We start from the raw sequence: 22429 nt of genomic DNA, 5'->3' as shown, positions 1-22429 counted from the left end.
ATGAAGACATGGACATCGACACGGTCGTCCGCACCCGCCGGGCCCTGCACGCCGTCGCCGAGACGGTGCTCGCCGGGCCGCAGTACCGGGCGAGCGGCACCATCCGGCTGCGGGCCTACCCGGGCGGCTTCGCCACCACGGCCGAACCCTTCCTGCAGGTCATCGGCGACGAGCTGATGGCCCCGGGACACCGCCTCACCCTGCGGCGCACCAGCTGCGCCGCGCTCGCGACGGCCCTCGGCCTCGAACCCGGCCCGCCCGAGGGCCTGTACCACGACGGCTCCGGCGCCGCCTCCGACGACCCGGTCGACGCCGACCCGCAGGCCGCCCAGTGGATCGCCCACTGCTTCGGCGCCGCCGACACCGCCCTGCGCCGCCTCGCCCCGGACGCGGAACCGGTGCTCTGGCCCGAGCACTTCGACCTCGGCATCACCCTCGACGCGGTCAACTACGGCGTCTCCGCCGGCGACTCCTACCAGCCCGAGCCGTACGCCTACGTCGGCCCGCACACCCCGCGCACCGGCGGGTTCTGGAACGCCCCGTTCGGCGCCGCCCGCACCGTCCGCGAACTCGGCGGCGCCGACGCCCTCACCCGCTACTTCGACGAGGGCCGCCGGCTCGCCGCCGGCTGAGCCGCGGCGCCGTCCCCACCCGCCCGGGCCCGCTTGCGGTACCCGTCCAGCACGTCCTGCCGCAGCAGCGCCCCGAAGCCCGCCGCCTCCAGCCGCAGGCCCAACTGGGCCTCGGTGGCGTTCAGCGCGGCCGCCGCCGAGCCCAGGTGCCAGTCGTGCGCGGCGAGCGTGTCCAGCAGGAACCCCCGGCGCACCTGCGCCTCCGACAGTCGGAAGGTCTTCAGGTAGGCGATCCGGCCGTCCCCGTCGGTGATCGTCTCGCCGATGTGGTTCTCCGCGCCCGGCCGGAACTGCGGCAGGAACCGGCCGAGGGTGAACCGGCCCGCCCGGTACACCGGTCGGAACCGGACGGGGGCCGTCAGCAGGCCCGCCGCCATCGTGCCGTCGTGGAACTCCGCCCAGGCCCGCTCCTGCCCGTCCGCGGCCGCCCGCAGGTCGGCCAGCGAGCGGATGCCCGGGCCCGGGATGTTCGCCCGGAACTCCGGCACCGGTGCCGACAGCAGTGCGTAGTGGTGGATCAGCTCGCCGAACAGGTCGTGCACCAGCGTCGCGTGCAGCGCCCGGTAGTCCTCCGGATGCGGCACCGCGAACGCCGCCGCCAGGGCGTCCGCGACGTACACCAGCACCCCGCACTGTCCGTGGTGGATCTCGAACACCCGCAGCGCGTCGGCCAGCCCGCGCACCTCGGCACCCCGGTACGCCTCCTCGGCGCGCGGCGACAGCCCCGCGCGCACCGCCCGCTGCGACCACTCCGCCCAGAGCACCGTCGGCCCGCCGAAGTGCAGCGCGAGGTAGCCCTCCAGCGCCAGGTGCAGCGGCAGGAAACGCAGCCGGTTAGAGCCCTCCCGGCGGGCCGGTCGGTGGTGCGGGCGCACCGGTACGCGCTCCGGCACCCGCTCGCCGAGCGAGGTGCCGTAGGCGGCGGCGGAGCCGTCGTCCGTCCAGTCCGCGACGAAGCCGTGCGGCACGTACGACAGGTAGGTGGTGCGGCGGTCGAGCGCGACCGGGGCGTACGCGTCCCCGAACACCCGCCGGTGCAACCGCAGGTCGGTGATCGGCGCCGCGCGCAGCAGCGGCACCAGGCGCACCCCGCCCCACACCTGGGCCGGCCCGGTGGCCAGGCCCGTCAGGTCGAGCCCGCTCACTCGTCCGCCTCCCCGTCGTGCTCCCCGTCGGTGTCCGTCCTGCCGGTGTCCGGTCCGCCGCCGGTGTGCTCCCCGGCGGCCAGGAACGCCGCCGTCCGCTCGGCCAGGTGCGCGGTCAGCTCGGGCAGTCCGGTGCGGCCTTCGGCGAACCGGGCGATCCCGACCAGCGGCACCAGGTCCTCGGCGTCCCGGATGCCGGCGGTCGGCACGCCGGGGGCGAGTCGGCGCACGTCGAAGCCGTCCGCGTCCCAGACCGGGTTGAGGTGCACGATCCGGGTCGCCCCGGCGGGATCCAGCCGGGTGCGCCACACCCGCAGCACCTCGGCGGCCAGGCCCGGCGGTGCGTTGTCCCAGCCGTCCGAGACGATCACCAGCTGCTCAGGGGCGGTCTCCAGGGCGTCCAGGACGCGCCGGCCCAGCGGCGTCGCGCCGGACGGCCGGGCCAGCAGCGCATCACGGCGGCCCGAGGTCCACAGCGGGACGTACTCCGCGGCCAGCACCGCCAGCAGGTGGTGGCAGGCCAGCGCCACCGCCAGCGGACGCCGCCGCTTCTGCCCCGAGCCGTACGAGGAGAAGCTGTCGTCCAGCACCGCGGCCACCCGGCCCCAGGTGCCCTGCCGGGCGCCCGCCGTGCGCCGGGCCGCGGCCTCCAGCGCCGCCGTCAGCTCGGTCCGCCGGGCGCGCCGCTGCTCGACGGGCAGCCCGAGGACGTACCCGGCCAGCCGGGTCAGCGGCATCCGCGCGAGGTCCACCGCGACGGCGTCCGCCCCCGCGGCACGGGCCGACTCCTGAAGCCGCAGCCGCTCCAGCCGGGTCATCCGCGGCGCGATCCGCTCCAGGAAGGCCGCCCGCGGGATCCCGTGCTTCGCCGCGAAGCCCTCGGCCACGGTGTACGGCAGCTCGTACACCGCCGACTTCTGGTAGTGCGCCCGCCGCCAGGCGTCCAGCAGCGGCGAGTCGAAGGACCGGCCCTGTCGCGACTTCTCCCCGCCGAACGTGAAGTCGCCCAACTCCGGTCCGGGCGGCGCCAGGTGCGCGTGCCGCAGGGCCGTGCGGAAGCCGCCGCGGTACTTCACCGCGTCCAGGGCGGCGTCGGGCCGGGCCGCGATCCAGTCCCGGACGACCGCGCGGGTGCGCCGGTTGTTCACCCCGGCCCGGCGCAGCCCGGCGAAGAGCCGGTACACCCGCTGCGGCGGCATCAGCGCCAGGCGGCGCGCGATCAGCCGGCCCTCGGCGCGGCGCTGCGCGTCGGTGGCCTCCCGCGAGGTCTCCAGCAGCCGGCGTACGATCATCGCCGCGTTGTGGTCGTTGACGTCCAGGGCGAGCACCGCCGCGTACAGGTCGCGGTAGTTGCCGAGGATGTACGCGTGCAGGAAGTCCAGCGACAGCCGCTGCTCGGCCGCGTCGGTGTGGAACTCGCGCTGGCCGGTGGCCGTGACCGCCGCGTTCACGAACAGCAGCACGTCCTCGGCGGCGACCAGATCGCCCGGCGTCTCCATGGTTCAGCCCCCGTTGGTGTGGCGGGCCGGCCGGGGAATGGGGGCACGAGCTGCGAATCGTCGCGGTAAAGGCGCCTTCCGGAAGTCGCACCGGAGTCCCGCGGCCGGCCGCCGGACGACCGTAGCAGACCGGCCGGCGCGGGCGCTGCTGACTATTCGTCAGCAAGTTCCGCCGATTGTATTGACGGTGTACCGACATGGACCTACAAGGGTAAGGAGCTCCGGCGCCCCTCACCCGTCCGGAGCGGCGAACGTGCGTCTTCTCGAACCCCCTCACCGAGGAAGAGGCCCACCCATGCGCTCATCCAGCCGCCCCGCCCTGCTCGCCGCCGCCCTGCTCGCGACCGCCGCCGCCGGTCTCCCCGCCCTCTCCGCCCCGGCCGCCGCCGCGCCGCGGCCGGCCGCCGCGGCCGTCCTCACCACCGGGGACGCCACCGGCGACGCCGTCGCCGTGGGCGACGTGCTCTCGGCACCGCTCGCCGCGACCACCCGGGCCACCTTCTACTCCACCGCCACCAGCGCCACCGGAGTCACCTGCGGCACCTCGCAGTTCACCGCCACCGTGCTCACCAACCCCGCCGCACCCGGCACCGCCACCGAGTCCCTCACCGGCATGGCCTTCGGCTCGTGCACCAGCAACGTCACCGGCGTCACCGCGGTGAAGAGCCTGACCGTCGGCAACCTTCCCTACACCGTCGCGGTCGACGACACCGCCGGGTACCCCGTCACCCTCACCGCAGGCCCGGCCGGGCCGATCCAGGCCACCGCCGTGCTCGCCACCTGGTTCGGCACCATCACCTGCAGCTACCAGCTCAGCGGCGCCTTCACCGGCGCCGCCGACAACACCGCCCACGGCCTGGCCTTCCACAACGAGCACTTCGCCAAGAGCGGCGGATCGGGCCTGTGCCCCGCGGACGGATACTTCTCCGCCACCTACGGCCCCGTCACCGACACCGGCCGGCCCGGCAGCCCCGTCGTCCACGTCAACTGATCGCGCACACGCGGCACGCGGAGGTGGAGGGGCACCTGCTGTGCCCCTCCGCCTCGCGGTCGGCGCTTCACGCGGTCACGGGATCAGGCGTCCGAGCCGTTGCGGCCTCCCGCGCGGCCCGTCCAGGTCGGCTCGACCACCGCCCAGTCGCTCTGCCACTCCTCCTCCGCCCGGCGCTGCAACCGGCTGCGCCGCACGCTGTACCCGACCGCGCAGGTGAGCGCCGCGGCCGCCCAGCCGCCCAGCACGACGAAGCCGGTGGTCGCCACGATGTCCGAGGTCGACCGCGGCCCCTCGGCGGCCCGGCCCGCATCGTCCACCCACACCCTGACCTGCGAACCCGGCCCGGCCGAACTCGGCACCGCAGCCTCCTCCGTCACCGTGTGCCCGGCCGGGTACGTCCACCTCGCCAGCGCCCGGTAGCCGCCCGCCGGCGCCCCGGAGGCGCTCAGGTCCGCCTGCTGCGGCTCGCTGCGGACCACCGCCGGCACCCGGTGCAGCCGGGCCGCCGCCCGCGCCGCGTCCGCCTGCGCCGACCAGTACATGAACAGCGCCGCCGCCCCCGCGCCGGCCGCCGCCACCACCACGGCCAGCCACGCGGCCAGCAGGGCCCGGCTCCGCGACCGGTCCACCGGCCGCCACAGCGGCCCGGCGTCCGCGCCGACCGCCAGCCGCAGATGCACCACCAGGCGCCGCCACCGGGAATTCCCGCGACGGCCGGGGAAGTGGGTGCGCATAGTACGCCTCCTACCGCCGGCTTCGGACTCAAGCGTCTCTCCAACCGGCCCCACCGGCACCCCGCCACGCGCACCACCCGGCCACCTCCCCCCACCGGCCCACTCCCACCTGCGGCGATCCCCGACCGGTGCCGACGGTCACGCACGGTCGCCGCAGTGGGCCGGACGTTCACGAACCGTGCTGCCCGGGCCGCGTCGTCGCCCGTGCACGACCGCGCCCGGGCTGCCGTGGCGGTGCATGCTGGAGGCGGAAGCCGCACCGCGTCCACCGCCCGGCCGCACCGCCGGGAGGCCGCGCCGACGGGAGGCCACAGCCGATGGCTGCCGAGACCGGGACGACCACCGGAACCACCACCGCCTGGGTCGTCGACCACCCCGCACCCGCCGCCGACCGCCCGCTGCGCCGGGTCGAACGGCCGCTGGAACCGCTCGGACCGAGGAGCCTGCTGCTGGAGGTCCGGGCCTGCGGCGTCTGCCGGACGGACCTGCACCTCGCCGAGGGCGACCTCGCACCGCACCTGCCCGGCTGCCCGCCCGGCCACGAGATCGTCGGACGGGTGCTGCGGGCCGGGCCGCGGGCAACCGACTTCGCCGAGGGCGACCGGGTCGGCGCCGCCTGGCTGGCCGGCACCTGCGGCAGCTGCCGGTACTGCCTCGCCGGCCGCGAGAACCTCTGCCCGGACTCCCGCTACACCGGCTGGGACGTCCCCGGCGGCTACGCCGGCCACGCCGTGGTCGACGCCGACTACGTCTACCGGCTGCCGGAGGGCCCGCCCGACGAGGACCTCGCCCCGCTGCTCTGCGCCGGCATCATCGGCTACCGCGCGCTCCAGCGCGCCGACCTCCCGCCCGGCGGCCGCCTCGGCCTGTACGGCTTCGGGGCGTCCGCACACCTGACCGCACAGCTCGCCCTCGCCCGGGGCGCCCGCGTCCACGTGCTGACCCGCTCCGCCGAAGCCCGCAGGCTCGCCCAGGACCTCGGCGCCAGCTCGGCCCGCGGCGCCGACGACAGCCCGCCCGAACCCCTCGACTCGGCGATCCTCTTCGCCCCGGTCGGCGACCTCGTCCCCGTCGCCCTCGCCGCCCTCGACCGCGGCGGCACCCTCGCGGTGGCCGGGATCCACCTCTCCGACATCCCGCGCCTCGACTACCGCCAGTACCTCTTCCAGGAGCGCACGCTGCGCAGCGTCACCGCCAACACCCGAGCCGACGGCCGCGCCTACCTCGCCGAGACCGCCGCCCACCCGCCCGCCGTGCACGTCCGCCGCTACCCGATGAGCCGCGCCCCCGAAGCCCTCGCCGACCTCGCCGCCGACCGCGTCACCGGCGTCGCCGTCCTCGTCCCCGACTGACCGCCGGCCCTCCCGGGAGCGGCTCGGGGCCGTCGCTGCCGCGTGGACGGGCTGAGCCCCCGAGCGGCGGTTCCGGGGCGCGACGGTTCGTGAACGGGTCCTAGGGCCCTACCGTTGGGGGCAGGGGTGGGTGAGGATCGGGGCACGGCAGCAGGGAGGCTGGTCATGGGGCACCGCACGGTGGAGTCGGTGATGACCCGGGACGTCGTCCGGGTGGCACCGGAGACCGGATTCCGGGAGATCGTGGCGCTCCTGGCGGAGTTCGACATCACGGCGGTGCCGGTGGTGGACGCCGAGGACCGGCCGATCGGCATCGTCTCGGAGGCGGACCTGCTGCGCACGCTGGCCGCCCAGGAGGACGACCCGGCGACCGAGTCCGCGGCGGACAGGGCCCCGGCGGGCACCGCGGACGGCGGCCCCGACGGCGGCAGGGCAGCGGTGACCGCGGCGGAGCTGATGACCGGCTCGGTGCTGTGCACCACGCCCGGCGCGAGCGTGGTGGCGGCCGCCCGGCTGATGACCGCGCACGGGGTGAAGCGGCTGCCGGTGGTCGACGCCGACGGCCGGCTGGCCGGCCTGGTCAGCCGGGGCGATCTGCTGCGGGTGTTCCTCCGCGAGGACCGGCTGATCCACCGGGAGATCGTCGAGGAGGTGCTGGGCAAGGTCGACGGAGTGAGCCCGGCCCTGGTGGGCGTGGAGGTGGTGCAGGGCCGGGTGGTGCTCAGCGGCACCATCGAGACCCCGGGGCTCGCGCCGCTCGTGGTGCGGCTGTGCCGCTCCGTCGACGGGGTCGTCTCGGTCACCGACCGCACGGGCACCGGGACGGAGGGCGGACCGGACCCGGTGCACGCCTACGCGACCGGTCACGTCTTCTGACCACACCCGGACCGCACCCCGACCGCACCCCCGGCCGCGCGCACCGCACCGGCGCCTCAACCGCGGAGCACCGCCACCAGCGCGCAGGCGAACACCGCCGTCACCCAGGTCCACAGCACCGACAGCGCCACGTGCGCGGCGGTGCGCAGCCGGTCCCCGCGCCAGAGCGCCGGGGAGAACACCGCGAACTCGAAGAGCCAGCGGATGCCCCAGAAGAGGGTCTGCGCGGTGAGCAGCGCGGTGCCGAGCCGACCGCCCGCGAGCAGGTCGGGGGCGAGCAGCAGGGGCAGCAGGCCGAGCAGGACGCAGGTCAGGGCGATGAAGAACAGGTGCACGTAGGAGACCTGACGGGTCAGCAGCGTGGTGCCGGCCAGGTCGGAGGGCCAGCCGATGAACCGCGGCAGGACGGCGTGCAGCGCGCCCATGGCGATCAGGGCGGCACCCACCAGCCGTAGTTGGCCCTCCAGGGTGAGCAGGTGGGTCACGGTGTGCCGTCCTTCCGGTCCGGGGCGTCGGTCTGCGTGAAGGCGAAGGCGGTCACCAGTGCGGCGATCCGCCGTTCGGCGACCGGGTGCAGGCCCGCGTCCGCGGCGGCGCCGAGCCAGGTCCGCCGCGAGAAGAAGTGCCGGGCGCCGGGGCCGTAGACGGCGGTGTTGGCAGCGTCCCGCAGGTGCTCGACCAGGACGAGGCGGCCGCCGGGGCGCAGTACCCGGGCGAACTCGGCGAACAGCGCCCGCCGGTCCTCGGCGCGGCGCAGCTCGTGGGCGGCGAAGACGACGAGGACGGTGTCCGCCGAGTCCGTCGCGGCGGGCAGCCGGTCGGGCCGTCCGGCGAGGGTGCCCGGCACGGGCGGCACCCGGCGGCGGGCCCGCCGGATCGAGCCCTCGGTCATCGTCGCCCGGTCGTAGAGGTCCACCACCCGCTGGGGGTGGTCCGGCCGGCGGGCGGCCAGGGGCCGGCTGGTCTCGTCGAGGCCGGCGGAGACCACCAGGTGCTCGCCCGGGCCGGCCGGCAGCAGATCGTCCAGCCAGTCGAAGGTCTGCAGCTCCGAGCGGTCGTAGACCCACCAGGTGGCGGCGGTGCTGGTCGCCAGCAGTCCGGCGGCGGCCGCCGCACCGAGCCGGGCGATCCGCGCGGCCGGCCCGGGCAGGCGGTGGGAGGCCGCGAGGCCGGCCCCCGCGGCGAGGCAACCCGCCACGTACATCGGCCAGTTGTAGTAGACCACCTCCCGCAGCCCGGAGAACCCGTGCTGTTCCTGCTGCTCGCGTGCCGTGGTCCGGTTCACCGCTCGGCCCCGTTCTCGGCGCGGCGCCGGCCGGCCTCCCAGCCGTACTCGAGGTCGGCGACGTGGAAGGCGTTGGCGAGGACGGGGGTCGTCCCGGCGAAGGGGCCGTGCCGGAAGAAGGTCGGCGGGGTCGGCAGTTCGACGGCGACCGGGGTCGGCTCCCAGCGGGTCCGGGTGGCCTTGACCACGATCATCGAGCCGGTCTCCGGCTCGTGCTCGAAGGTGTAGGGCAGTGGCCCGGCGAACCGGCGGGCGTCCTTGGCGGAGGCGAACGGGCTGCCGGCCGGCAGGTCCGCGGGGGCGCCGCCGAGGTGGGCCCGCACGTGCAGGTCGGCCCGGCCGTCGCGGCTGACGATCCGGAACTCCAGGCTGTCGTCGACGACCCTGCTGCCGATCCGGGCGAGCCGGTAGCGGTAGCGGGAGAGCAGGTTGCCGCCGAGCACCATGACCCGGCTGTCGGTGTCGCTGCGGAGGATCTTCAGGCCGCGCATGGTCCGCCCGGTGGGGGTCGGGAAGCGGGTGAAGACGCGGTACCCGGTGAGGATCCGGTCGGCGCCGAGGCCGGCCGGCAGGAAGGCGGGCCGCAGGTCCCGGGTGTCGACCAGGGCGGCGGCGACGAAGCCGTGCTCGGTGCCGCCCGGATCGGTGTAGGTGTCGAGGGCGAGGCCGGGCGGCAGCAGGGGTTGCAGGACGTCAGGCGGCAGGGCGTAGGTGAGGACCAGCGAGTGCGCGAAGCGGGTCCGCATGGGGACGGGGTGGCGTTGCAGCAGGTGCTTCATCGCGGATCGGCTCCGTCCGTCCCGGTGCGGACGGCCCGCACCACGCCCCAGATCACCGAACGGTCCTCGGCGGCGAGCCCGGGCCCGGCCGGGCCGGGTTCGCGGAGGCTGCGGACCACCGCGACCCCGCCGGGCCGCACCGCGTGCTCGACGGCGGAGCGCAGCCGGCGGGCGAAGTCCGGCCCCGGACCGTCGACCACGTTGGAGAGCGTCACCGCGTCGTAGCGGCCGGCCGTGGAGCGCTCCAGGTGTTCGACGACCTCGCCGAGCACCAGCCGCACCCCGCCGCCGGCCGGAAGGGCGGTGGCGCCGGGGCGTTCGCGGCCGAGCAGCAGCCGCCAGGCCCAGTCGTTGGCCGCGTTGGGGTGCCGGGCGACCGTCCGGGCGATCCGGCGGAGCAGCACGGTGTCGAAGCCGGACGGCAGGGCGCAGCGGAAGCCCGGCCGCAGGGCGGCGGCGAGCGCCCCGGCGGGCCGCAGGGCGCCCGCGGCGAGCAGCCGCAGCCCCGGGCCGTCGAACTCGGCCGACCAGCGGCGGAGCTGCTCGGCGGGGTCGTCGAGGCGCAGGAAGCCGGCGACGGCGGCGGACCGCCAGGCCGGCAGCAGGGCTGCGGCCGTGGCGCGGCCGAGGCCGGTCAGCCGTTCGGCGGCGCCGGTGAGCGCGGGTGCGCCGCCCTCCAGGCGGGCGCGGGCGTAGGCGAGCTGGACGGGGTTCAGGTCGATCGCGGTGACCTCGTACCCGGCCGCGGCGAGGGCGGCGGCGGTGTCGCCGGCGGAGGCGATGCAGAGCACCCGGGCGCCGGGCGGCGGGAGGACGGAGAGTTCGACGGCCGGGTCCTCGTACATCCGGCCGAAGAGCACCCGGGGGCGGCCGGCGGGGCCGGCGATCAGACGGCCGTCCTGCCACGGCGTGCCGTCGGCGGGGGCGGGGCGGGCGGCGGGGGAGCGGTTCACCGGGCCACCGCCCACTGCGGTGCGCGGTCCGCGGGGCGCCGGGCGGCGACCAGCCAGATCAGCGCGAGGAAGGCGATGTCCTGGACGACCAGCCGGCCGGGCTCGGGGATGTGGTCCGCGCCGACGAGCAGCCCGCCGGTGTTGAAGCCGGCCACCAGGACGGTCTGCACGACCGCGGCGGCGTACGGGCGGTGTCCGAGCAGCACCCAGACGCCGAGCGCGACCTCGGCCAGTCCGATGGCGAGCAGCAGCGGCGTGACCGCGCCGGCCGGCAGCAGCGGCAGCCCCTCGACGATGGCGCGCTGGTCCGCCCGGCCGGGGAAGACCTTGCACCAGAAGCCCTCGTACCACCACATCAGTGCGACCGCGGCGGCCGGGAGGCGGGTTCTTCCGATGTCGGCCACGATCCCCCTCTCCTCCCCCCGCCGCCGGTGCGCAGGGCACGGCGGCGCCGGCCCGGGCGGATCCCGGACCTCGATGCGAGGATCATGCCGCAGAATTTGAACGCGTTCAACTAGGTGTGCGGGCGGCCGGTTCGTACCTTCCTCCAGGCCACGGCGGCAGGCCGCCGCGACGGCTTGTGTGGATCTTCAAGGTTTGCGTGTGGATTGGCCTTCACCCCGGGGTATCGATGAACATTGACGGTTGGGTGCGGGGCGCCCGAGTGCGCCCGCCGGCCCTGCCGCAACCGCACCCGTGGTGTACCTACCGCCCAGCCAGAGAGCCCTTTCATGCGTTTCCTGAACGACCTCAAGCCCGCGTACGACCTCACGTACGACGATGTCTTCATGGTCCCCAGCCGCTCCGCCGTGGGCTCCCGGCAGGGTGTCGACCTCTCCTCCCACGACGGCACCGGCACCACCGTCCCGCTGGTGGTGGCGAACATGACCGCCATCGCCGGCCGCCGGATGGCCGAGACGGTGGCCCGCCGCGGCGGCCTGGTCGCGATCCCGCAGGACATCCCGATCGAGGTCGTCACCGAGGTGATCGGCTGGGTCAAGGGCCGCCACCTGGTGCACGACACCGCGATCACCCTCAGCCCCGGCGACACCGTCGCCGACGCGCTCTCCCTGCTGCCCAAGCGCGCCCACGGCGCCCTCGTCGTGGTCGAGGACGGCAAGCCCGTCGGCGTCGTCACCGAGGGCGACTGCCAGGGCGTCGACCGCTTCACCAGCCTCGCCGAGGTGATGTCCCGCGACCTGCTGCTGCTGGACGAGGGCATCGAGCCGCGCGCCGCCTTCGACCGCCTCAACGAGGCGCACCGCAAGCTCGCCCCGGTGGTCGCCGCCGACGGCAGCCTCGTCGGCCTGCTCACCCGCCGCAACGCGCTGCGCGCCACCCTCTACACCCCGGCCGTCGACGCCGACGGCAAGCTGCGGATCGCCGCCACCGTCGGCATCAACGGCGACGTCGCGGGCCGCGCCAAGGCGCTGCTCGAGGCCGGCGCGGACGTGCTGGTCGTCGACACCGCGCACGGCCACCAGGAGTCGATGATCAGCGCCCTGCAGGCCGTCCGCGGCCTCGACCCGCAGGTGCCGATCGTGGCCGGCAACGTGGTCTCCGCCGCCGGCGTCCGCGACCTCGTCGCGGCGGGCGCCGACATCCTCAAGGTCGGCGTCGGCCCCGGCGCCATGTGCACCACCCGGATGATGACCGGCGTCGGCCGGCCGCAGTTCTCCGCCGTCCTCGAGTGCGCCGAGGAGGCGCGCCGCCTCGGCAAGCACGTCTGGGCGGACGGCGGCGTCCGCCACCCGCGCGACGTCGCCATGGCGCTCGCCGCCGGCGCGTCCAACGTGATGATCGGCTCCTGGTTCGCCGGCACCTACGAGTCGCCCGGCGACCTGCAGACCACCGCCGACGGCCGCCAGTACAAGGAGAGCTTCGGCATGGCCTCCGCCCGTGCCGTGCGCAACCGCACCGCCGAGGAGTCCGCCTACGACCGCGCCCGCAAGGCGCTGTTCGAGGAGGGCATCTCCACCTCGCGGATGTTCCTCGACCCGGCCCGCCCGGGCGTCGAGGACCTCATCGACTCGATCGTCGCGGGCGTCCGCAGCTCCTGCACCTACGCCGGCGCCTCCAGCCTGGAGGAGTTCCACGAGAAGGCGATCGTCGGCATCCAGAGCGCGGCCGGCTACGCCGAGGGCAAGCCGCTGCACTCCAGCTGGGCCTGACCGCTCCCGCGTCCGGGTGCGCCCCTGGGGGCGCACCCGTGGTGCGTCACTCGACGGGGGTGAGCAGGGCCCGGCTGACCATGCCGACCGAGCGGGACAGCGCCGCGGCCACCGTGTCCTCCACCAGCGGGGAGTGCCGCAGCTCCCACAGCGCGAGCACGCTCGCCCACGCCGCGTCCCGGGCCCGGTCGATGCTCCACACCCCGACCACGTGCAGCAGCCGGTCGGCGGCGTGCAGTTCGTCCGGGCAGGGCAGCAGCTCCTCCCGCACCTCGGCCTCCACCTGCGCCAGCACGTCGTTGATCCGGTGGTAGTCCGCGCGGACGTCCTCCGGCTCCTGGCCGAGCAGCCGGCAGGTGTCGAGCACGGACAGCGGGAGGTCGTGCTCGATGTGCGCGTTCATCCCCGCCAGCGCGAACTGCAGCGGGTGGACGTCGGCCCGGCCGCGCAGCTCGAACAGCGGACGCCAGCAGTGCGCCGGGCGCCGCCCGCCCGCCGCGGCCTCCACCGCCTCCAGGTAGCGGGCCGCGAACACCGCGTCCAGCTCGGACATCCCGGCCGGGTCGGCGAAGTAGCCGTCCGAGAGCCGTTCGGCCACCAGCCGGGTCACCCGCAGGTACACGTGGTTGAACACCCCGACGCCGTCCCCGGCCGGGAACGTCGCCTGCAACCGCTCCATCCGGTCGATCACCTGGTCGACCGTCAGGGCCTCGCTGATCGTCATGGTGTGCGCAGCCTTCCGCATCGGGCCGGGCCGGTCATACTGGCGGATCGTCTGATGGTAGGTCAGTGTGCGACTCATGCCCAGAAGCCGCGCTCGGCGAGTCCCCGGAGCCCCGCGGAGGGGCGTCGGGCCGGAAGCCCGGCGGGAACGGCGTCCGGCTGGTAGACATCCGGGAGGACGGGTCCGCGCCCCGGGCCGTCCGCAGCCCTGGACCGTGACGAGGGGACGGACGAGACCATGAGCCGCCTGATTGTGGCGATGCAGATCTCCATCGACGGCTGCGTCGACAGCAGCCTGCCGGACACCGACTGGCAGCTGTGGAACTGGGGCCCCGACTGGCCCTGGAGCGCCGACCTCCGCGCCTCCTTCAACGGCCTGCTCGCGGGCGCCTCCGGCATCCTGCTCAGCCGGCCGATGGCCGACGAGGGATACCTCGCGCACTGGGCGCACACCGCGGAGCAGCACCCCGCCGACCCCGACTGGGAGTTCAGCCGGGCCACCGGCACCCTGCCGAAGTTCGTCGTCAGCCGCTCCGGCCGCCCGTTGCAGGACTGGCCCCGGACCACCGTGCTCAACGGCCCGCTCGCCGACACCGTGGCCCGCGCAAAGAAGGAGGCCGGCGGCGACCTGGTCTGCTTCGGCGGCGCCGGCCTGGTCTCGTCCCTGCTCCGGGACGACCTCGCCGACGAACTCCGGCTGTTCACCAACCCGGGCTTCGCCGGCACCGGCGTCCGCATCTTCGGCCCCTGGCTCGCCGGCCGCCGCTACCGCGCCACCGGGTCGACCGCGCACGCCTGCGGCATCGCCGAGACCCGCTGGACCCGGTAACGGCACCCCGGGCCCGCTCGCCGTCGGCGCGAAGCCCTGGGACGTGTCCTCCAAGGCGTACGGATGCCGCAGGGGCGCGTGGGGGCACCTCCCGGCCGAAGGCCGGGGGAGAACCGCGCAGTCCGGGAGTGGTGCTCCTGACGAATCCGGCGCACCCTGATCCGGACGGTGGGCCGCATCCGAATCGCGCAGTCCCACGCGCCCCCGTGCGGCATCCGTGCGCCCTTGAAGAACCGCCCTAAGGCCCCGGTCGTAGGGCCAAGGGCCCGGGGGCACCGGGCCGGCGGCCGATCCGGGCGGGCCCGGTGCGGAACGAGAGTGGGGGCATGGACACCGCCGCTGCACCGGCAGCCACCGACAGCCCGCAGACCCCGCCCGTCGCCGTCGTCACCGGAGCCTCCCGGGGGCTCGGCCTGGAACTCGCCCGCGCCCTCGCCCGGGACGGCTGGCAGCTGGTGATCACCGCCCGGAACACCGCCGAACTCGCCGCCGCCGAGGCCGAACTCGCCGCCGTCACCAAGGTCACCGCCCCGGCCGGCTCCGTCGTCGACGACGACCACCGCGAACGCCTCGCCGAGGCCGCGGAGGCCCTCGGCGGAGCCTCCCTGCTCGTCAACAACGCCTCCACCCTGACCGGCTACGACCTCGACGGCGCACCGCTGCCCGCCCTCGCCGACTTCCCGCTGCCCGGCCTGCTGGAGACCTTCGAGGTCAACGTGCTCGGCCCGATCGCCCTCACCCAGCTGCTGCTGCCCCAGCTGCGCGACCACCGCGGCGCCGTCCTCAACATCAGCTCGGACGCGGCCGTCGAGGCCTACCCCGGCTGGGGCGGGTACGGCGCCTCCAAGGCGGCCCTCGACCACGCCTCCGCGGTGCTCGCCACCGAGGAGCCGGCCGTCGCCGTCTGGGCCGTCGACCCGGGGGACATGCGCACCCGGATGCACCAGGAGGCCTTCCCCGGCGAGGACATCTCCGACCGGCCGCTGCCCGCCACCGTCGTCCCCGCGCTGCTCGGCCTGCTCCGGGACCGCCCCGCCGCCGGCCGCTACCGTGCGGCCGACCTGCCCGCCGCCCGGACCGCCGCCGCCGACACGCCCGCCGTCGCCGCCCGGACCGCCGCCGACGCCCCGACCCCGGCCGGTGAGTGAGATGGCGACCGCCGTGGACACCGGCTACGACTTCACCGTCCCGCCCGAACTCTCCGCCCGGGCACCCGCCGAGGCCCGCGGCCTGACCCGGGACGGCGTCCGCCTCCTGGTCGGCCGCCGACAGGGCGCCGCCACCTCCCACCACCGCTTCACCGAGCTGCCCGACCTGCTGCGCCCCGGCGACCTGCTGGTGGTGAACAACTCGGCCACCCTCCCCGCCGCACTCACCGGCGCACTCCCGGACGGCACCGAGGTCGCCGTGCACCTCTCCTCGGCCCAGCCGGACCCGCGCGGCCACCACCTCGTCGAGCTGCGCCGACCCACCTCGCACGCCACCGCCCCCTGGGAGCCGGGCACTTCGCCCGCTCGGCCCGGCCTGCGGATCACCCTGCCGGGCGGTGCGGTCGCCGAACTCACCGCGCCGTTCACCCCGCGGCTCTGGCACGCCCGGCTCACCCTGCCCGGCGAACTCACCGGCTACCTCGCCCGGCACGGCCGCGCCGTCCGGTACGGATACGTGGACCGCGACTGGCCGATCGAGGCGTACCGGACGGTCTTCGCGGCTGTGCCCGGCAGTAGCGAAATGCCCAGCGCCGCACGGCCGTTCACCACAGAGACGGTGGCCCGGCTGGTCTCCCGCGGGATCCTCGTCGCGCCGATCACCCTGCACACCGGCGTGGCCTCCCCGGAGGCGCACGAGGCCCCGTACGCCGAGCGGTACTCCGTTCCGGAGTCCACGGCCCGGCTGGTCGACCACGTCCGTGCCGGGGGCGGCCGGGTGATCGCGGTCGGCACCACCGCCGTCCGCGCCCTCGAGTCCGCCGCGGACGGGGACGGGCAGGTCCACGCCGCCGACGGCTGGACCGACCTCGTCATCACCCCCGGACGCGGTGTCCGCGCCGTCGACGGCCTGCTGACCGGCCTCCACGAGCCGCGCGCCTCCCACCTCCTCATGCTCGAGGCCGTGGCCGGCCGCCCCCTGCTCACCCGCTGCTACGCCGAGGCCCTCGACCAGCGCTACCTCTGGCACGAGTTCGGCGACGTCAACCTGCTGCTCCCCGACTGATAGGGGTCCGTCCCGGGCGCCGCGTAATCCGGTGGTGCGGGCCCGGTCCGCGCTGCGACGATGCGGGCCGACGGAAGGACGACGTGCGGTTCGAAGAAGTCGTATGGGCGCGGCAGCGGGACATCCCGCTCAGGTATGCGCTGGTCAGCGAGGAGTGGGACGGCGAGCGGACGCTCTGGACGCCGTGCGCCGACATGGACGGGCTGTTCGTGGACCGGGTGCCCCGGCGCGAGACCCTGACCCTGGTCGGATGCCGTCCGACCGGCCGGCTGCTGAAGGCGGCCGACCGCGCGCGGCGCGAACCGGTCGAGCTGGGCCACCTGTTCGTCCCGGTGGAATTCCCGGACGACCACCCGGACGCGTGGGACGGCTGGTGGGTGCACTACTGGGATCTGGACGAGGCCGTCGTGGTGGGCAGCCGTCCGTCCGCGCTGGGCCCCGGCCTGTTCGACCTGGTGCTGGAGGCCGGGGTCGTCGGCCCGACGACCCCGACCGGCCGGACCGGTGCCGTCGGTGAGCCGGAGTCGGCGGAGATCGGGATCCACAACGGCACCGGCAGCCGGATCGGCGAGTGCCGCCGGATCGAGGGCCTCTACACCGAGCGGCCGGAGCCGGAGCCGGAACCGCTCCGGCTGGTGGGCTGCGAGCCCACCGATCGGCTGCTCGCCCGGCTCGTCCACCCGCGGGCGGACGGCGACCGGCTCGACCTCCTCGTCCTGGACCGTACGGGCCGGCCGATCCGCACCGAGGAGAACCTCCACCTGCAGATCGCCGGTGCACGGCCGTCCCGGCTCGGGGGCACCCTGATCGACGTCGACGTCACCGTGCGCGCAGGGCTCGGCCACCTGCCGGCCGGCGCCGCCCGACCGGTCTGGGACGCCTGGTACGAGGGCGTCCCGCGCGAGCGGAACGCCTGGGCGGGCCTGCCGACCGCCGGCAGGGAGGAGTGGCTGCGGTTCACCACCGGCACCCCGGGCGAGGTGCCCGTCGGCGGCACCTGTCACCTGGACGGCAGGTTCGTCACCGACGTCGCGGGCTTCCGGTGCGCGCTGGGCGAAGCGGTCGGCGGTCCGGGCCGGCACCTCCACCAGTGCTGGGGGGTGCTGCTGGGCTGCCCCTGCGGCGGCGAGGAGGTCCGGGGGCCGTTCACCCTGGTCTGGCACGACGCGGACACGGCCCGCACCGCCCTCGCGGACGTCAGCGTCGACCCGGCGGGCGAACTCCCCTACGTCGAGCACGTGGTGCGCTTCCTGGAGGAGACGGGAATCACCGTCGTCCTGCGCTGACCGCGGGCCCTCCGACCGGCCGCCGGGCGCTCAGTCGAGGTCGGCGGGCACGGTCACGAGCGGGCAGCGGGCGCGGTGCAGCAGGCCGTGCGGGACGGAGCCGAGGCGCAGGCCGGTGAAGCCGCCGCGGCCGCGGCGGCCGACGACCAGGGCGAGCGCGTTCTCGGAGGCCGCGGCGAGCTGCTCGACGGGGTGGCCGGTGAGCACCTCGTGGGTGAGCCGGACGTCGGGGTGCAGGGCGGTGCGGCCGGCGGTGACCTCGTGGAGCTGCCGGCTGATCTCCTGGATCGCGGTGGCCTTGTCGATCGGCAGGATGGTCGGCGCCTGCCACACCCAGACCGCGCGCAGCTCCGCCCCGCGCCGGGCCGCCGCGTCGAAGGCGAAGTCGATGGCCGCGCCGGAGCCGGCACTGCCGTCCACGCCGACGACGACGTACGGCGGCTCCTCGGCGATCTGCTCCTCACCGCGGACGATCACCACCGGGCACGGCGACTGGGCGGTGACCGGCAGGATGACCGAGTAGGTGCTGAGCACCGCCTCGATCCGGGAGAGCCCGCGGGTGCCGAGGACGACCATCTCGGCGCTGGCGGCCCGCCGGCAGATCACCTGGCCGGGTTGCCCGTCGGCGAGGACGATGCTGATGTCGAGCCCCGAGTACCGTTCCTCGACGGCGAGCCGGGCCTCGCCGAGCGCCGCCTCGCCGGCCTCGTGCATCGCGGTGCGGTAGTGGCCCTCGTCGAAGCCGCGGTAGTCCCGGCTGCTCGGCGGTACGGCGTGGACGAGCCGCAACGGCAGCCCCCGGCTGACGGCCTCGTCGGCGGCCCAGGCGAGGGCCGCGGAGGCCGGGTCCCCGGCGTCGACGCCGACCACGACCGGGCGGCTTCCCACGGCTGACGTCATGGCTCCTCCAGCGGTGTCCGGAGCAGGAACGGCGGCGGCCGGCCGTGCTGCACGGCGTCCGACGTGCGGCGACGGGAAGGGGCTACCCGCTTCTCGCGGATCCTGATTGCGCGGTGCACGGTTCTGGCCGCTACCCCGCGTCTTCCTGGGGCCCTTCCCGTCCCCCTCAGTCCACCACCACCTCCGGGTTTGCGCGAGCCGCCACGCCCTGTGACCGCCGTAGGTGCACCGGCGTAGCCTGGCGGGCATGGACGAGGAGCCGTTCGGCGGGCACGGGGAGCAGCGGCCGGGCCCGGAGGAGCAGGGCGGTGAGCCGGCCTGCCTGCTGGCGCTGCTCTGCCCGTCCTGCGGCGCGGTGCCGGAGCCGGCCGGCAGCGTCCGCTGCTGGCGCTGCGGCGCGGACCTGCGCCGACGCGCCGAACCCGCGGAAGGCACCGCGCCCGGCACGTAGCGGCGTCAGGCCGCCGTGATCTCCTGCAGGAAGGCCTCGACCGCGTGGAGGTAGGCCTCCGGGCGGTCCATGCTCGGCAGGTGGGCGGCGTCGTCGAGGGTGGTGGTGCGGCCGTCGGGGACGGCGGCGGCGAGGTCCTCGGCGAGCGCGATCAGGTCGGGGGAGTCGAGCGCCCCGTTGAGCGCCAGGACGGGCACGGCGATCTCCTTGGCGCGGGCGGCGGTGTCGGCGACGGGCGCGCTGTGGTCCTGCTCGTCGGCGGTGTGCTTGGCGAGGGTGCGCCAGGCCATCTCCTTCACCCGGCGGACGACCTCCGGGTCGACCCGGTCGGGGCCGCGGTGCGGGCCGGCGGCGATCCGGGCGAAGGCGTCGACCCAGCCGGCGATGTCGCCGGCGGCCATGGCGGCGGCCTTCTCGGCCTCCAGCTCCAGCAGCCACGGGTCGCGGGGTTCGCGCAGGGCGGTGCCGCCGCCGCTGATCACCAGGGCGCGCACCAGGTCCGGGTGCTCCAGGGCGGTGTCGACGGCGATGATCGCGCCCATCGAGGTGCCGACCAGGACGGCCGGGCCGGTGTCGAGCCCGCGCAGCAGGGCGGCGAGGTCGTCGGTCTGGCGGAACGGCAGGGTGGCGTTGGCGGACCGGCCGTGGCCGCGGGCGTCCGGTGCGATCACCCGGTGGCGGCGGGCGAGGGCGGGCACCAGCTCGTCGAACATGGTGTGGTCCAGGAAGCCCGCGTGGAGCAGGACGACGGGCAGACCGCTGCCGGTGTCGCGGTAGGCGAGGGGGCCGTCGTGGGAGGGGAAGGTGGCGAGGTCCGAGGCATCAGTCATGACAACCAAGGTGCCATATTCTATGAAGGATGACAACTGAGTTGTCATTTTCTTCGACCGATACGGCACCCGAGGTGTCATGATGGCCGCGTGACCGAGACCGAGCCCCCGCAGCCGCCGCCCGGCGAGCCCGACGACATCGCCCCGCACCTCATGGAGGTGTTCGCCCTGGTGGGCCCGCTCTACCGGCGGGTCCAGCGCAAGATCGAGCAGGACGCCCCGCAGCAGGGCCTGTCGGTCGGCGTCCGCGCCGTCCTCGACCTGCTCCGCGAGCACGGGCCGATGACCGTCCCGCAGATGGGCCGCGCCCAGTCGCTGAGCCGGCAGTTCGTCCAGCGCATGGTCAACGACGCCGCCGCCCGGAACCTCGTCGCGACCGCCCCCAACCCGGCCCACCAGCGGTCCTCGCTGATCCGGCTGACGGACGACGGCCTCGCCGCCATCACCGCCGTGACCGACCGCGAGCACGCGCTGCTCCGGCAGGCCGGCGGCGACCTGACCGAGGCGGACGTCGCGACCTGCGTCCGGGTGCTCGCCCGGATGCTCGCGCTCTTCGACGACGTCGACGTCGACTGAGGCCGGCGGCCCGGCGCCCGCGGTCCGGACGGAAAACCGTTCGCCCGGTCGGTGCCCGACCGCCTAGCGTGCGCCGGATGCACACCGTGCAGGATGCACACCGTGAAGGGGGAGCGATGACGATCCATCTGGTCGGCGGTGGCCGCGACGAGACGTGGTACGCGGAGCTGTACGGGCCGTTCCTGGCCGAGGCCGGGGCGCAGCCCGAGGTGGCCTGCCTGCTGCTCGACGAGGGCGACGTGCCCGAGCAGTTCGAGCGCTGGTCCGGCGCGCTCACCGCGGCGGCGCCCTGCCGGCCCCGCGCGGTGCCCGTGGTGCCGGGCGCGGCATTCGACCCGGCCGTGCTCGACGGCGCGGACGCCGTCTTCGTCGGCGGCGGGCTCACCCCCGAGTACGCCTCGGCGCTGGCCGGGCCGCTCGGCCGCCGGCTGGCCGAACGCCCGCTGCCGTACGCCGGGTTCTCGGCCGGCGCGGCGATCGCGGCCGGGCGCGCGGTGGTCGGCGGCTGGCTGTCCGGGGGCGTGCCCGTCTGCCCCGAGGAGACCGCCGAGGACCTGGACGAGATCGAGGTCCGCGACGGCCTCGGCCTGGTCGCCCCGGCCGTCGACGTGCACGCCGCCCAGTGGGGCACCCTCGGCCGGCTGGTCGAGGCGGTCGCCCGCGGCGCCGTGCCCTACGGCCTGGCGATCGACGAGAACACCGCCGTCACCGTGCGGGGCGCGGGCGCCCGGGTGCGCGGCGCGGGCCGGGTGCACCTCGTCCGCCCGGACGGCGGCGGGGCCGCCGCCGTCCGTTCCTACCGCGCGGGCGAGGAGCTGCCGCTCTGACCGCTCCGCTCCGCGGCGGCGCGGGTCACTCGTAGCGGTACTGGAGGGACTCCCGCTCCGCCTGCTCGATCTGGTCCAGGGTCAGCTCCGGGTCCCGCAGGTGGGAGAGGGTGACCTGGGCCGAGGTCGGCTGGGCGTCCTTGCCGAGCCACTGCTCCGGCTTCCACGCGGAGCCGCGCAGGAACGCCTTCGGGCAGTGCCCGTACACCTCCTCGACCTCCACCACGATCGCGCTCCGCGGCGGCTTGCCGACCGCGGTCAGCTGCGCCAGCAGGCGCTCGTCGGTGGTGACGCAGGCCCGGCCGTTGACCCGCAGCGTGGTGTCCCGGCCGGGCACCACGAAGAGCAGGCCGACCCGTCCGGTGGTCACGACGTTCTGCAGGCTGTCCAGGCGCTTGTTGCCGGTGGCGTCGGGGATCGCCAGCGTCCGGTCGTCCAGCACGGCCACGAACCCGGCCGGGCCGCCGCGCGGCGACACGTCGCAGCGGCCCTCCCCGTCCGCGCTCGCCACCATCACCAGCGACGAGCAGCCGATCAACTGCCGGGCCACGTCGTGGATCCGGTCGACCTGCTTGCGGCGGGCGTGGTCGCCGGGCTGCTCGTACACCTCGCGCAGCTCGGACACCTCCCGGACGGCGGAGGACTGCAGGGCGTCGAAGAGGCGGCCGGGCACCGCGGGTTCTGTGATCACATACCGGAAATCTAGCCGAGCGCCGTCCGCCGCGGAACGGCATTTCCGCCACTGCGCCCGGCAGTTCCTCAGCCCTCCGCCGGCCCCGTGGCGCCCGGCGGCGCGATCAGCGCCCACACCGTCTTGCCGGCACCCCCGCCCGCCGCCTGCGGCAGCCAGCCCCAGGCCGCGGCGAGCGCGCCGACGATCTCCAACCCGCGCCCGCCCTCCGGGAACTCCTCCGCGATCCGCGGCACCTCTCCCGGCCCGCACCCGCCGTCCGGGTCGGACACCTCCAGCAGCAGGCCCGGCCTGCCGTAGCGGAGACGGAACTGCACCCGGCCGCCGCGGCAGCGGGCGTGCACCACCGCGTTGGTGGCGAGTTCGGACAGCACCAGAGCGCCGTCCCCGGTGAAGTGCCCGGCGGTGCGCGCGTCCCACGGCTCGCAGACCGCCATCAGGTCGCGCAGCCGCCGCCGCGCCTCGCGCACCGAGTCCCGGCGTCTCGGCAGCCAGAACTCCAGCCGTCCGCCGAAGCCGTCCGCCCCGCCCGTCGTCGCGAAGGGCGGCCGCTCGGCGGCGGGACGGGCGGGGACGTCGTGCATCACGGCTCCAACGGTCACGGTCCGGGGCGATCTGCGCCGGCCCGTCACAAGACTCGTCCCGCGGCGATACGCTCGGTAGTGCTCGGCGCTCAACAACG

Annotated in this window: 25 protein-coding genes; 12 read left to right on the top strand and 13 right to left on the bottom strand. The window is 75.7% G+C overall.

Annotated features, from left to right (window positions below; genetic code table 11):
* The first annotated feature begins 8 nt into the window (after window positions 1-8).
* On the top strand, window positions 9-632 hold the full coding sequence (locus AB0442_RS07905; protein ID WP_363541682.1) for a hypothetical protein: 624 nt from the start codon (window positions 9-11) through the stop codon (window positions 630-632).
* Here AB0442_RS07905 and AB0442_RS07900 read toward each other — a convergent pair.
* Window positions 596-1777, bottom strand: coding sequence for a hypothetical protein (locus AB0442_RS07900; RefSeq protein ID WP_366161455.1), 1182 nt, complete (start codon window positions 1775-1777; stop codon window positions 596-598). The two genes, AB0442_RS07905 and AB0442_RS07900, sit on opposite strands and share 37 nt — an antisense overlap.
* A complete protein-coding gene (locus tag AB0442_RS07895; RefSeq protein WP_366161454.1) occupies window positions 1774-3276 on the bottom strand; it encodes a hypothetical protein in 1503 nt (500 codons plus the stop codon). Before AB0442_RS07895 ends, AB0442_RS07900 begins: the two co-directional genes overlap by 4 nt.
* 295 nt (window positions 3277-3571) lie before the next feature.
* Between AB0442_RS07895 and AB0442_RS07890 the strand changes: the two genes are divergently transcribed.
* The gene (locus AB0442_RS07890; protein ID WP_366161452.1) at window positions 3572-4267 is read left to right on the top strand and encodes a Tat pathway signal sequence domain protein; all 696 of its coding nucleotides are present in this window, start codon (window positions 3572-3574) and stop codon (window positions 4265-4267) included.
* 83 nt (window positions 4268-4350) lie between these two features.
* Here the strand turns inward: AB0442_RS07890 and AB0442_RS07885 are convergent, their stop codons facing one another.
* Window positions 4351-5004, bottom strand: a complete 654-nt coding sequence (locus tag AB0442_RS07885) for a hypothetical protein (protein ID WP_366161451.1) — start codon at window positions 5002-5004, stop codon at window positions 4351-4353.
* 317 nt (window positions 5005-5321) lie between these two features.
* On the opposite strand from AB0442_RS07885, the gene AB0442_RS07880 reads away from it, so the two are divergent.
* Window positions 5322-6356, top strand: a complete 1035-nt coding sequence (locus AB0442_RS07880) for a zinc-dependent alcohol dehydrogenase family protein (RefSeq protein ID WP_363541676.1) — start codon at window positions 5322-5324, stop codon at window positions 6354-6356.
* Between the two features lie 165 nt (window positions 6357-6521).
* Window positions 6522-7232 (top strand): CBS domain-containing protein, encoded by a 711-nt coding sequence (locus AB0442_RS07875; RefSeq protein WP_366161450.1) that lies wholly within the window; start codon window positions 6522-6524, stop codon window positions 7230-7232.
* Window positions 7233-7288: 56 nt separating this feature from the next.
* Here the strand turns inward: AB0442_RS07875 and AB0442_RS07870 are convergent, their stop codons facing one another.
* From AB0442_RS07870 to AB0442_RS07850, 5 genes are read right to left on the bottom strand one after another with little or no spacing between them, the layout of a single operon-like run.
* Window positions 7289-7717, bottom strand: coding sequence for a hypothetical protein (locus AB0442_RS07870; RefSeq protein WP_359985573.1), 429 nt, complete (start codon window positions 7715-7717; stop codon window positions 7289-7291).
* On the bottom strand, window positions 7714-8517 hold the full coding sequence (locus tag AB0442_RS07865; RefSeq protein ID WP_366161449.1) for a methyltransferase domain-containing protein: 804 nt from the start codon (window positions 8515-8517) through the stop codon (window positions 7714-7716). The genes AB0442_RS07870 and AB0442_RS07865 overlap by 4 nt, the downstream gene beginning before the upstream one ends.
* Window positions 8514-9296: a DUF2071 domain-containing protein gene (locus tag AB0442_RS07860; protein WP_366161447.1), complete on the bottom strand. Its 783-nt coding sequence runs from the start codon at window positions 9294-9296 to the stop codon at window positions 8514-8516. Before AB0442_RS07860 ends, AB0442_RS07865 begins: the two co-directional genes overlap by 4 nt.
* On the bottom strand, window positions 9293-10249 hold the full coding sequence (locus AB0442_RS07855; protein ID WP_366161445.1) for a DUF3419 family protein: 957 nt from the start codon (window positions 10247-10249) through the stop codon (window positions 9293-9295). Before AB0442_RS07855 ends, AB0442_RS07860 begins: the two co-directional genes overlap by 4 nt.
* On the bottom strand, window positions 10246-10653 hold the full coding sequence (locus tag AB0442_RS07850) for a DoxX-like family protein (protein WP_363541671.1): 408 nt from the start codon (window positions 10651-10653) through the stop codon (window positions 10246-10248). The genes AB0442_RS07855 and AB0442_RS07850 overlap by 4 nt, the downstream gene beginning before the upstream one ends.
* 327 nt (window positions 10654-10980) lie before the next feature.
* Here AB0442_RS07850 and AB0442_RS07845 point away from each other — a divergent pair, with 327 nt between their 5' ends.
* Window positions 10981-12420: a GuaB1 family IMP dehydrogenase-related protein gene (locus AB0442_RS07845; protein ID WP_366161443.1), complete on the top strand. Its 1440-nt coding sequence runs from the start codon at window positions 10981-10983 to the stop codon at window positions 12418-12420.
* A 46-nt stretch (window positions 12421-12466) separates the two neighbouring features.
* Here the strand turns inward: AB0442_RS07845 and AB0442_RS07840 are convergent, their stop codons facing one another.
* Window positions 12467-13144, bottom strand: coding sequence for a DUF5995 family protein (locus AB0442_RS07840; RefSeq protein WP_366161441.1), 678 nt, complete (start codon window positions 13142-13144; stop codon window positions 12467-12469).
* 237 nt (window positions 13145-13381) lie between these two features.
* On the opposite strand from AB0442_RS07840, the gene AB0442_RS07835 reads away from it, so the two are divergent.
* The 4 genes from AB0442_RS07835 (at window position 13382) to AB0442_RS07820 (ending at window position 17472) form a co-directional block, all read left to right on the top strand.
* Window positions 13382-13972: a dihydrofolate reductase family protein gene (locus AB0442_RS07835; RefSeq protein WP_366161440.1), complete on the top strand. Its 591-nt coding sequence runs from the start codon at window positions 13382-13384 to the stop codon at window positions 13970-13972.
* A gap of 326 nt (window positions 13973-14298) precedes the next feature.
* Window positions 14299-15120: an SDR family oxidoreductase gene (locus AB0442_RS07830; RefSeq protein ID WP_366161439.1), complete on the top strand. Its 822-nt coding sequence runs from the start codon at window positions 14299-14301 to the stop codon at window positions 15118-15120.
* 1 nt (window position 15121) lies between these two features.
* Entirely contained in the window at window positions 15122-16186 is a 1065-nt protein-coding gene (locus AB0442_RS07825; RefSeq protein ID WP_366161437.1) for an S-adenosylmethionine:tRNA ribosyltransferase-isomerase, read from the top strand.
* 83 nt (window positions 16187-16269) lie between these two features.
* Complete coding sequence (locus AB0442_RS07820; RefSeq protein ID WP_366161436.1) at window positions 16270-17472, top strand: hypothetical protein; 1203 nt, start codon at window positions 16270-16272, stop codon at window positions 17470-17472.
* A gap of 30 nt (window positions 17473-17502) precedes the next feature.
* Here AB0442_RS07820 and AB0442_RS07815 read toward each other — a convergent pair whose 3' ends face one another.
* Window positions 17503-18372, bottom strand: a complete 870-nt coding sequence (locus AB0442_RS07815) for a universal stress protein (RefSeq protein WP_366161435.1) — start codon at window positions 18370-18372, stop codon at window positions 17503-17505.
* A 247-nt stretch (window positions 18373-18619) separates the two neighbouring features.
* Between AB0442_RS07815 and AB0442_RS07810 the strand changes: the two genes are divergently transcribed.
* Window positions 18620-18823, top strand: a complete 204-nt coding sequence (locus AB0442_RS07810; protein ID WP_366161434.1) for a hypothetical protein — start codon at window positions 18620-18622, stop codon at window positions 18821-18823.
* A 5-nt stretch (window positions 18824-18828) separates the two neighbouring features.
* On the opposite strand, the gene AB0442_RS07805 is transcribed toward AB0442_RS07810, so the two are convergent.
* Window positions 18829-19653 carry an alpha/beta hydrolase gene (locus tag AB0442_RS07805; RefSeq protein ID WP_366161433.1) on the bottom strand — a complete coding sequence of 275 codons (825 nt, stop codon included), beginning with the start codon at window positions 19651-19653 and terminating at the stop codon, window positions 18829-18831.
* Window positions 19654-19806: 153 nt separating this feature from the next.
* Here AB0442_RS07805 and AB0442_RS07800 point away from each other — a divergent pair, with 153 nt between their 5' ends.
* Both AB0442_RS07800 and AB0442_RS07795 read left to right on the top strand, forming a co-directional pair.
* Window positions 19807-20229 carry a MarR family transcriptional regulator gene (locus AB0442_RS07800; RefSeq protein ID WP_359981335.1) on the top strand — a complete coding sequence of 141 codons (423 nt, stop codon included), beginning with the start codon at window positions 19807-19809 and terminating at the stop codon, window positions 20227-20229.
* 116 nt (window positions 20230-20345) lie between these two features.
* Window positions 20346-21056, top strand: coding sequence for a hypothetical protein (locus tag AB0442_RS07795; protein WP_366161431.1), 711 nt, complete (start codon window positions 20346-20348; stop codon window positions 21054-21056).
* 25 nt (window positions 21057-21081) lie between these two features.
* Here AB0442_RS07795 and AB0442_RS07790 read toward each other — a convergent pair whose 3' ends face one another.
* Complete coding sequence (locus AB0442_RS07790) at window positions 21082-21747, bottom strand: MSMEG_1061 family FMN-dependent PPOX-type flavoprotein (RefSeq protein WP_366161429.1); 666 nt, start codon at window positions 21745-21747, stop codon at window positions 21082-21084.
* A gap of 68 nt (window positions 21748-21815) precedes the next feature.
* Window positions 21816-22331: an ATP-binding protein gene (locus AB0442_RS07785; RefSeq protein WP_366161427.1), complete on the bottom strand. Its 516-nt coding sequence runs from the start codon at window positions 22329-22331 to the stop codon at window positions 21816-21818.
* Window positions 22332-22429 lie beyond the last annotated feature (98 nt).

It is taken from the genome of Kitasatospora sp. NPDC085895, from assembly GCF_040702125.1.
Classification (GTDB): Bacteria; Actinomycetota; Actinomycetes; order Streptomycetales; family Streptomycetaceae; genus Kitasatospora; species Kitasatospora arboriphila.
Note: the sequence above shows the minus strand (reverse complement) of the source record. Positions and strands in the feature narration are given on the sequence as shown.

Bases quoted from the DNA above. Each gene is read 5' to 3' on its own strand.
- AB0442_RS07785 (WP_366161427.1), bottom strand. From the start codon at position 22,331: ATGCACGACGTCCCCGCCCGTCCCGCCGCCGAGCGGCCGCCCTTCGCG.
- AB0442_RS07835 (WP_366161440.1), top strand. From the start codon at position 13,382: ATGAGCCGCCTGATTGTGGCGATGCAGATCTCCATCGACGGCTGCGTC.
- AB0442_RS07880 (WP_363541676.1), top strand. From the start codon at position 5,322: ATGGCTGCCGAGACCGGGACGACCACCGGAACCACCACCGCCTGGGTC.
- AB0442_RS07825 (WP_366161437.1), top strand. From the start codon at position 15,122: ATGGCGACCGCCGTGGACACCGGCTACGACTTCACCGTCCCGCCCGAA.
- AB0442_RS07830 (WP_366161439.1), top strand. From the start codon at position 14,299: ATGGACACCGCCGCTGCACCGGCAGCCACCGACAGCCCGCAGACCCCG.
- AB0442_RS07905 (WP_363541682.1), top strand. From the start codon at position 9: ATGGACATCGACACGGTCGTCCGCACCCGCCGGGCCCTGCACGCCGTC.
- AB0442_RS07815 (WP_366161435.1), bottom strand. From the start codon at position 18,372: ATGACGTCAGCCGTGGGAAGCCGCCCGGTCGTGGTCGGCGTCGACGCC.
- AB0442_RS07810 (WP_366161434.1), top strand. From the start codon at position 18,620: ATGGACGAGGAGCCGTTCGGCGGGCACGGGGAGCAGCGGCCGGGCCCG.
- AB0442_RS07795 (WP_366161431.1), top strand. From the start codon at position 20,346: ATGACGATCCATCTGGTCGGCGGTGGCCGCGACGAGACGTGGTACGCG.
- AB0442_RS07800 (WP_359981335.1), top strand. From the start codon at position 19,807: ATGGAGGTGTTCGCCCTGGTGGGCCCGCTCTACCGGCGGGTCCAGCGC.
- AB0442_RS07890 (WP_366161452.1), top strand. From the start codon at position 3,572: ATGCGCTCATCCAGCCGCCCCGCCCTGCTCGCCGCCGCCCTGCTCGCG.
- AB0442_RS07885 (WP_366161451.1), bottom strand. From the start codon at position 5,004: ATGCGCACCCACTTCCCCGGCCGTCGCGGGAATTCCCGGTGGCGGCGC.
- AB0442_RS07860 (WP_366161447.1), bottom strand. From the start codon at position 9,296: ATGAAGCACCTGCTGCAACGCCACCCCGTCCCCATGCGGACCCGCTTC.
- AB0442_RS07875 (WP_366161450.1), top strand. From the start codon at position 6,522: ATGGGGCACCGCACGGTGGAGTCGGTGATGACCCGGGACGTCGTCCGG.
- AB0442_RS07805 (WP_366161433.1), bottom strand. From the start codon at position 19,653: ATGACTGATGCCTCGGACCTCGCCACCTTCCCCTCCCACGACGGCCCC.
- AB0442_RS07845 (WP_366161443.1), top strand. From the start codon at position 10,981: ATGCGTTTCCTGAACGACCTCAAGCCCGCGTACGACCTCACGTACGAC.
- AB0442_RS07895 (WP_366161454.1), bottom strand. From the start codon at position 3,276: ATGGAGACGCCGGGCGATCTGGTCGCCGCCGAGGACGTGCTGCTGTTC.
- AB0442_RS07840 (WP_366161441.1), bottom strand. From the start codon at position 13,144: ATGACGATCAGCGAGGCCCTGACGGTCGACCAGGTGATCGACCGGATG.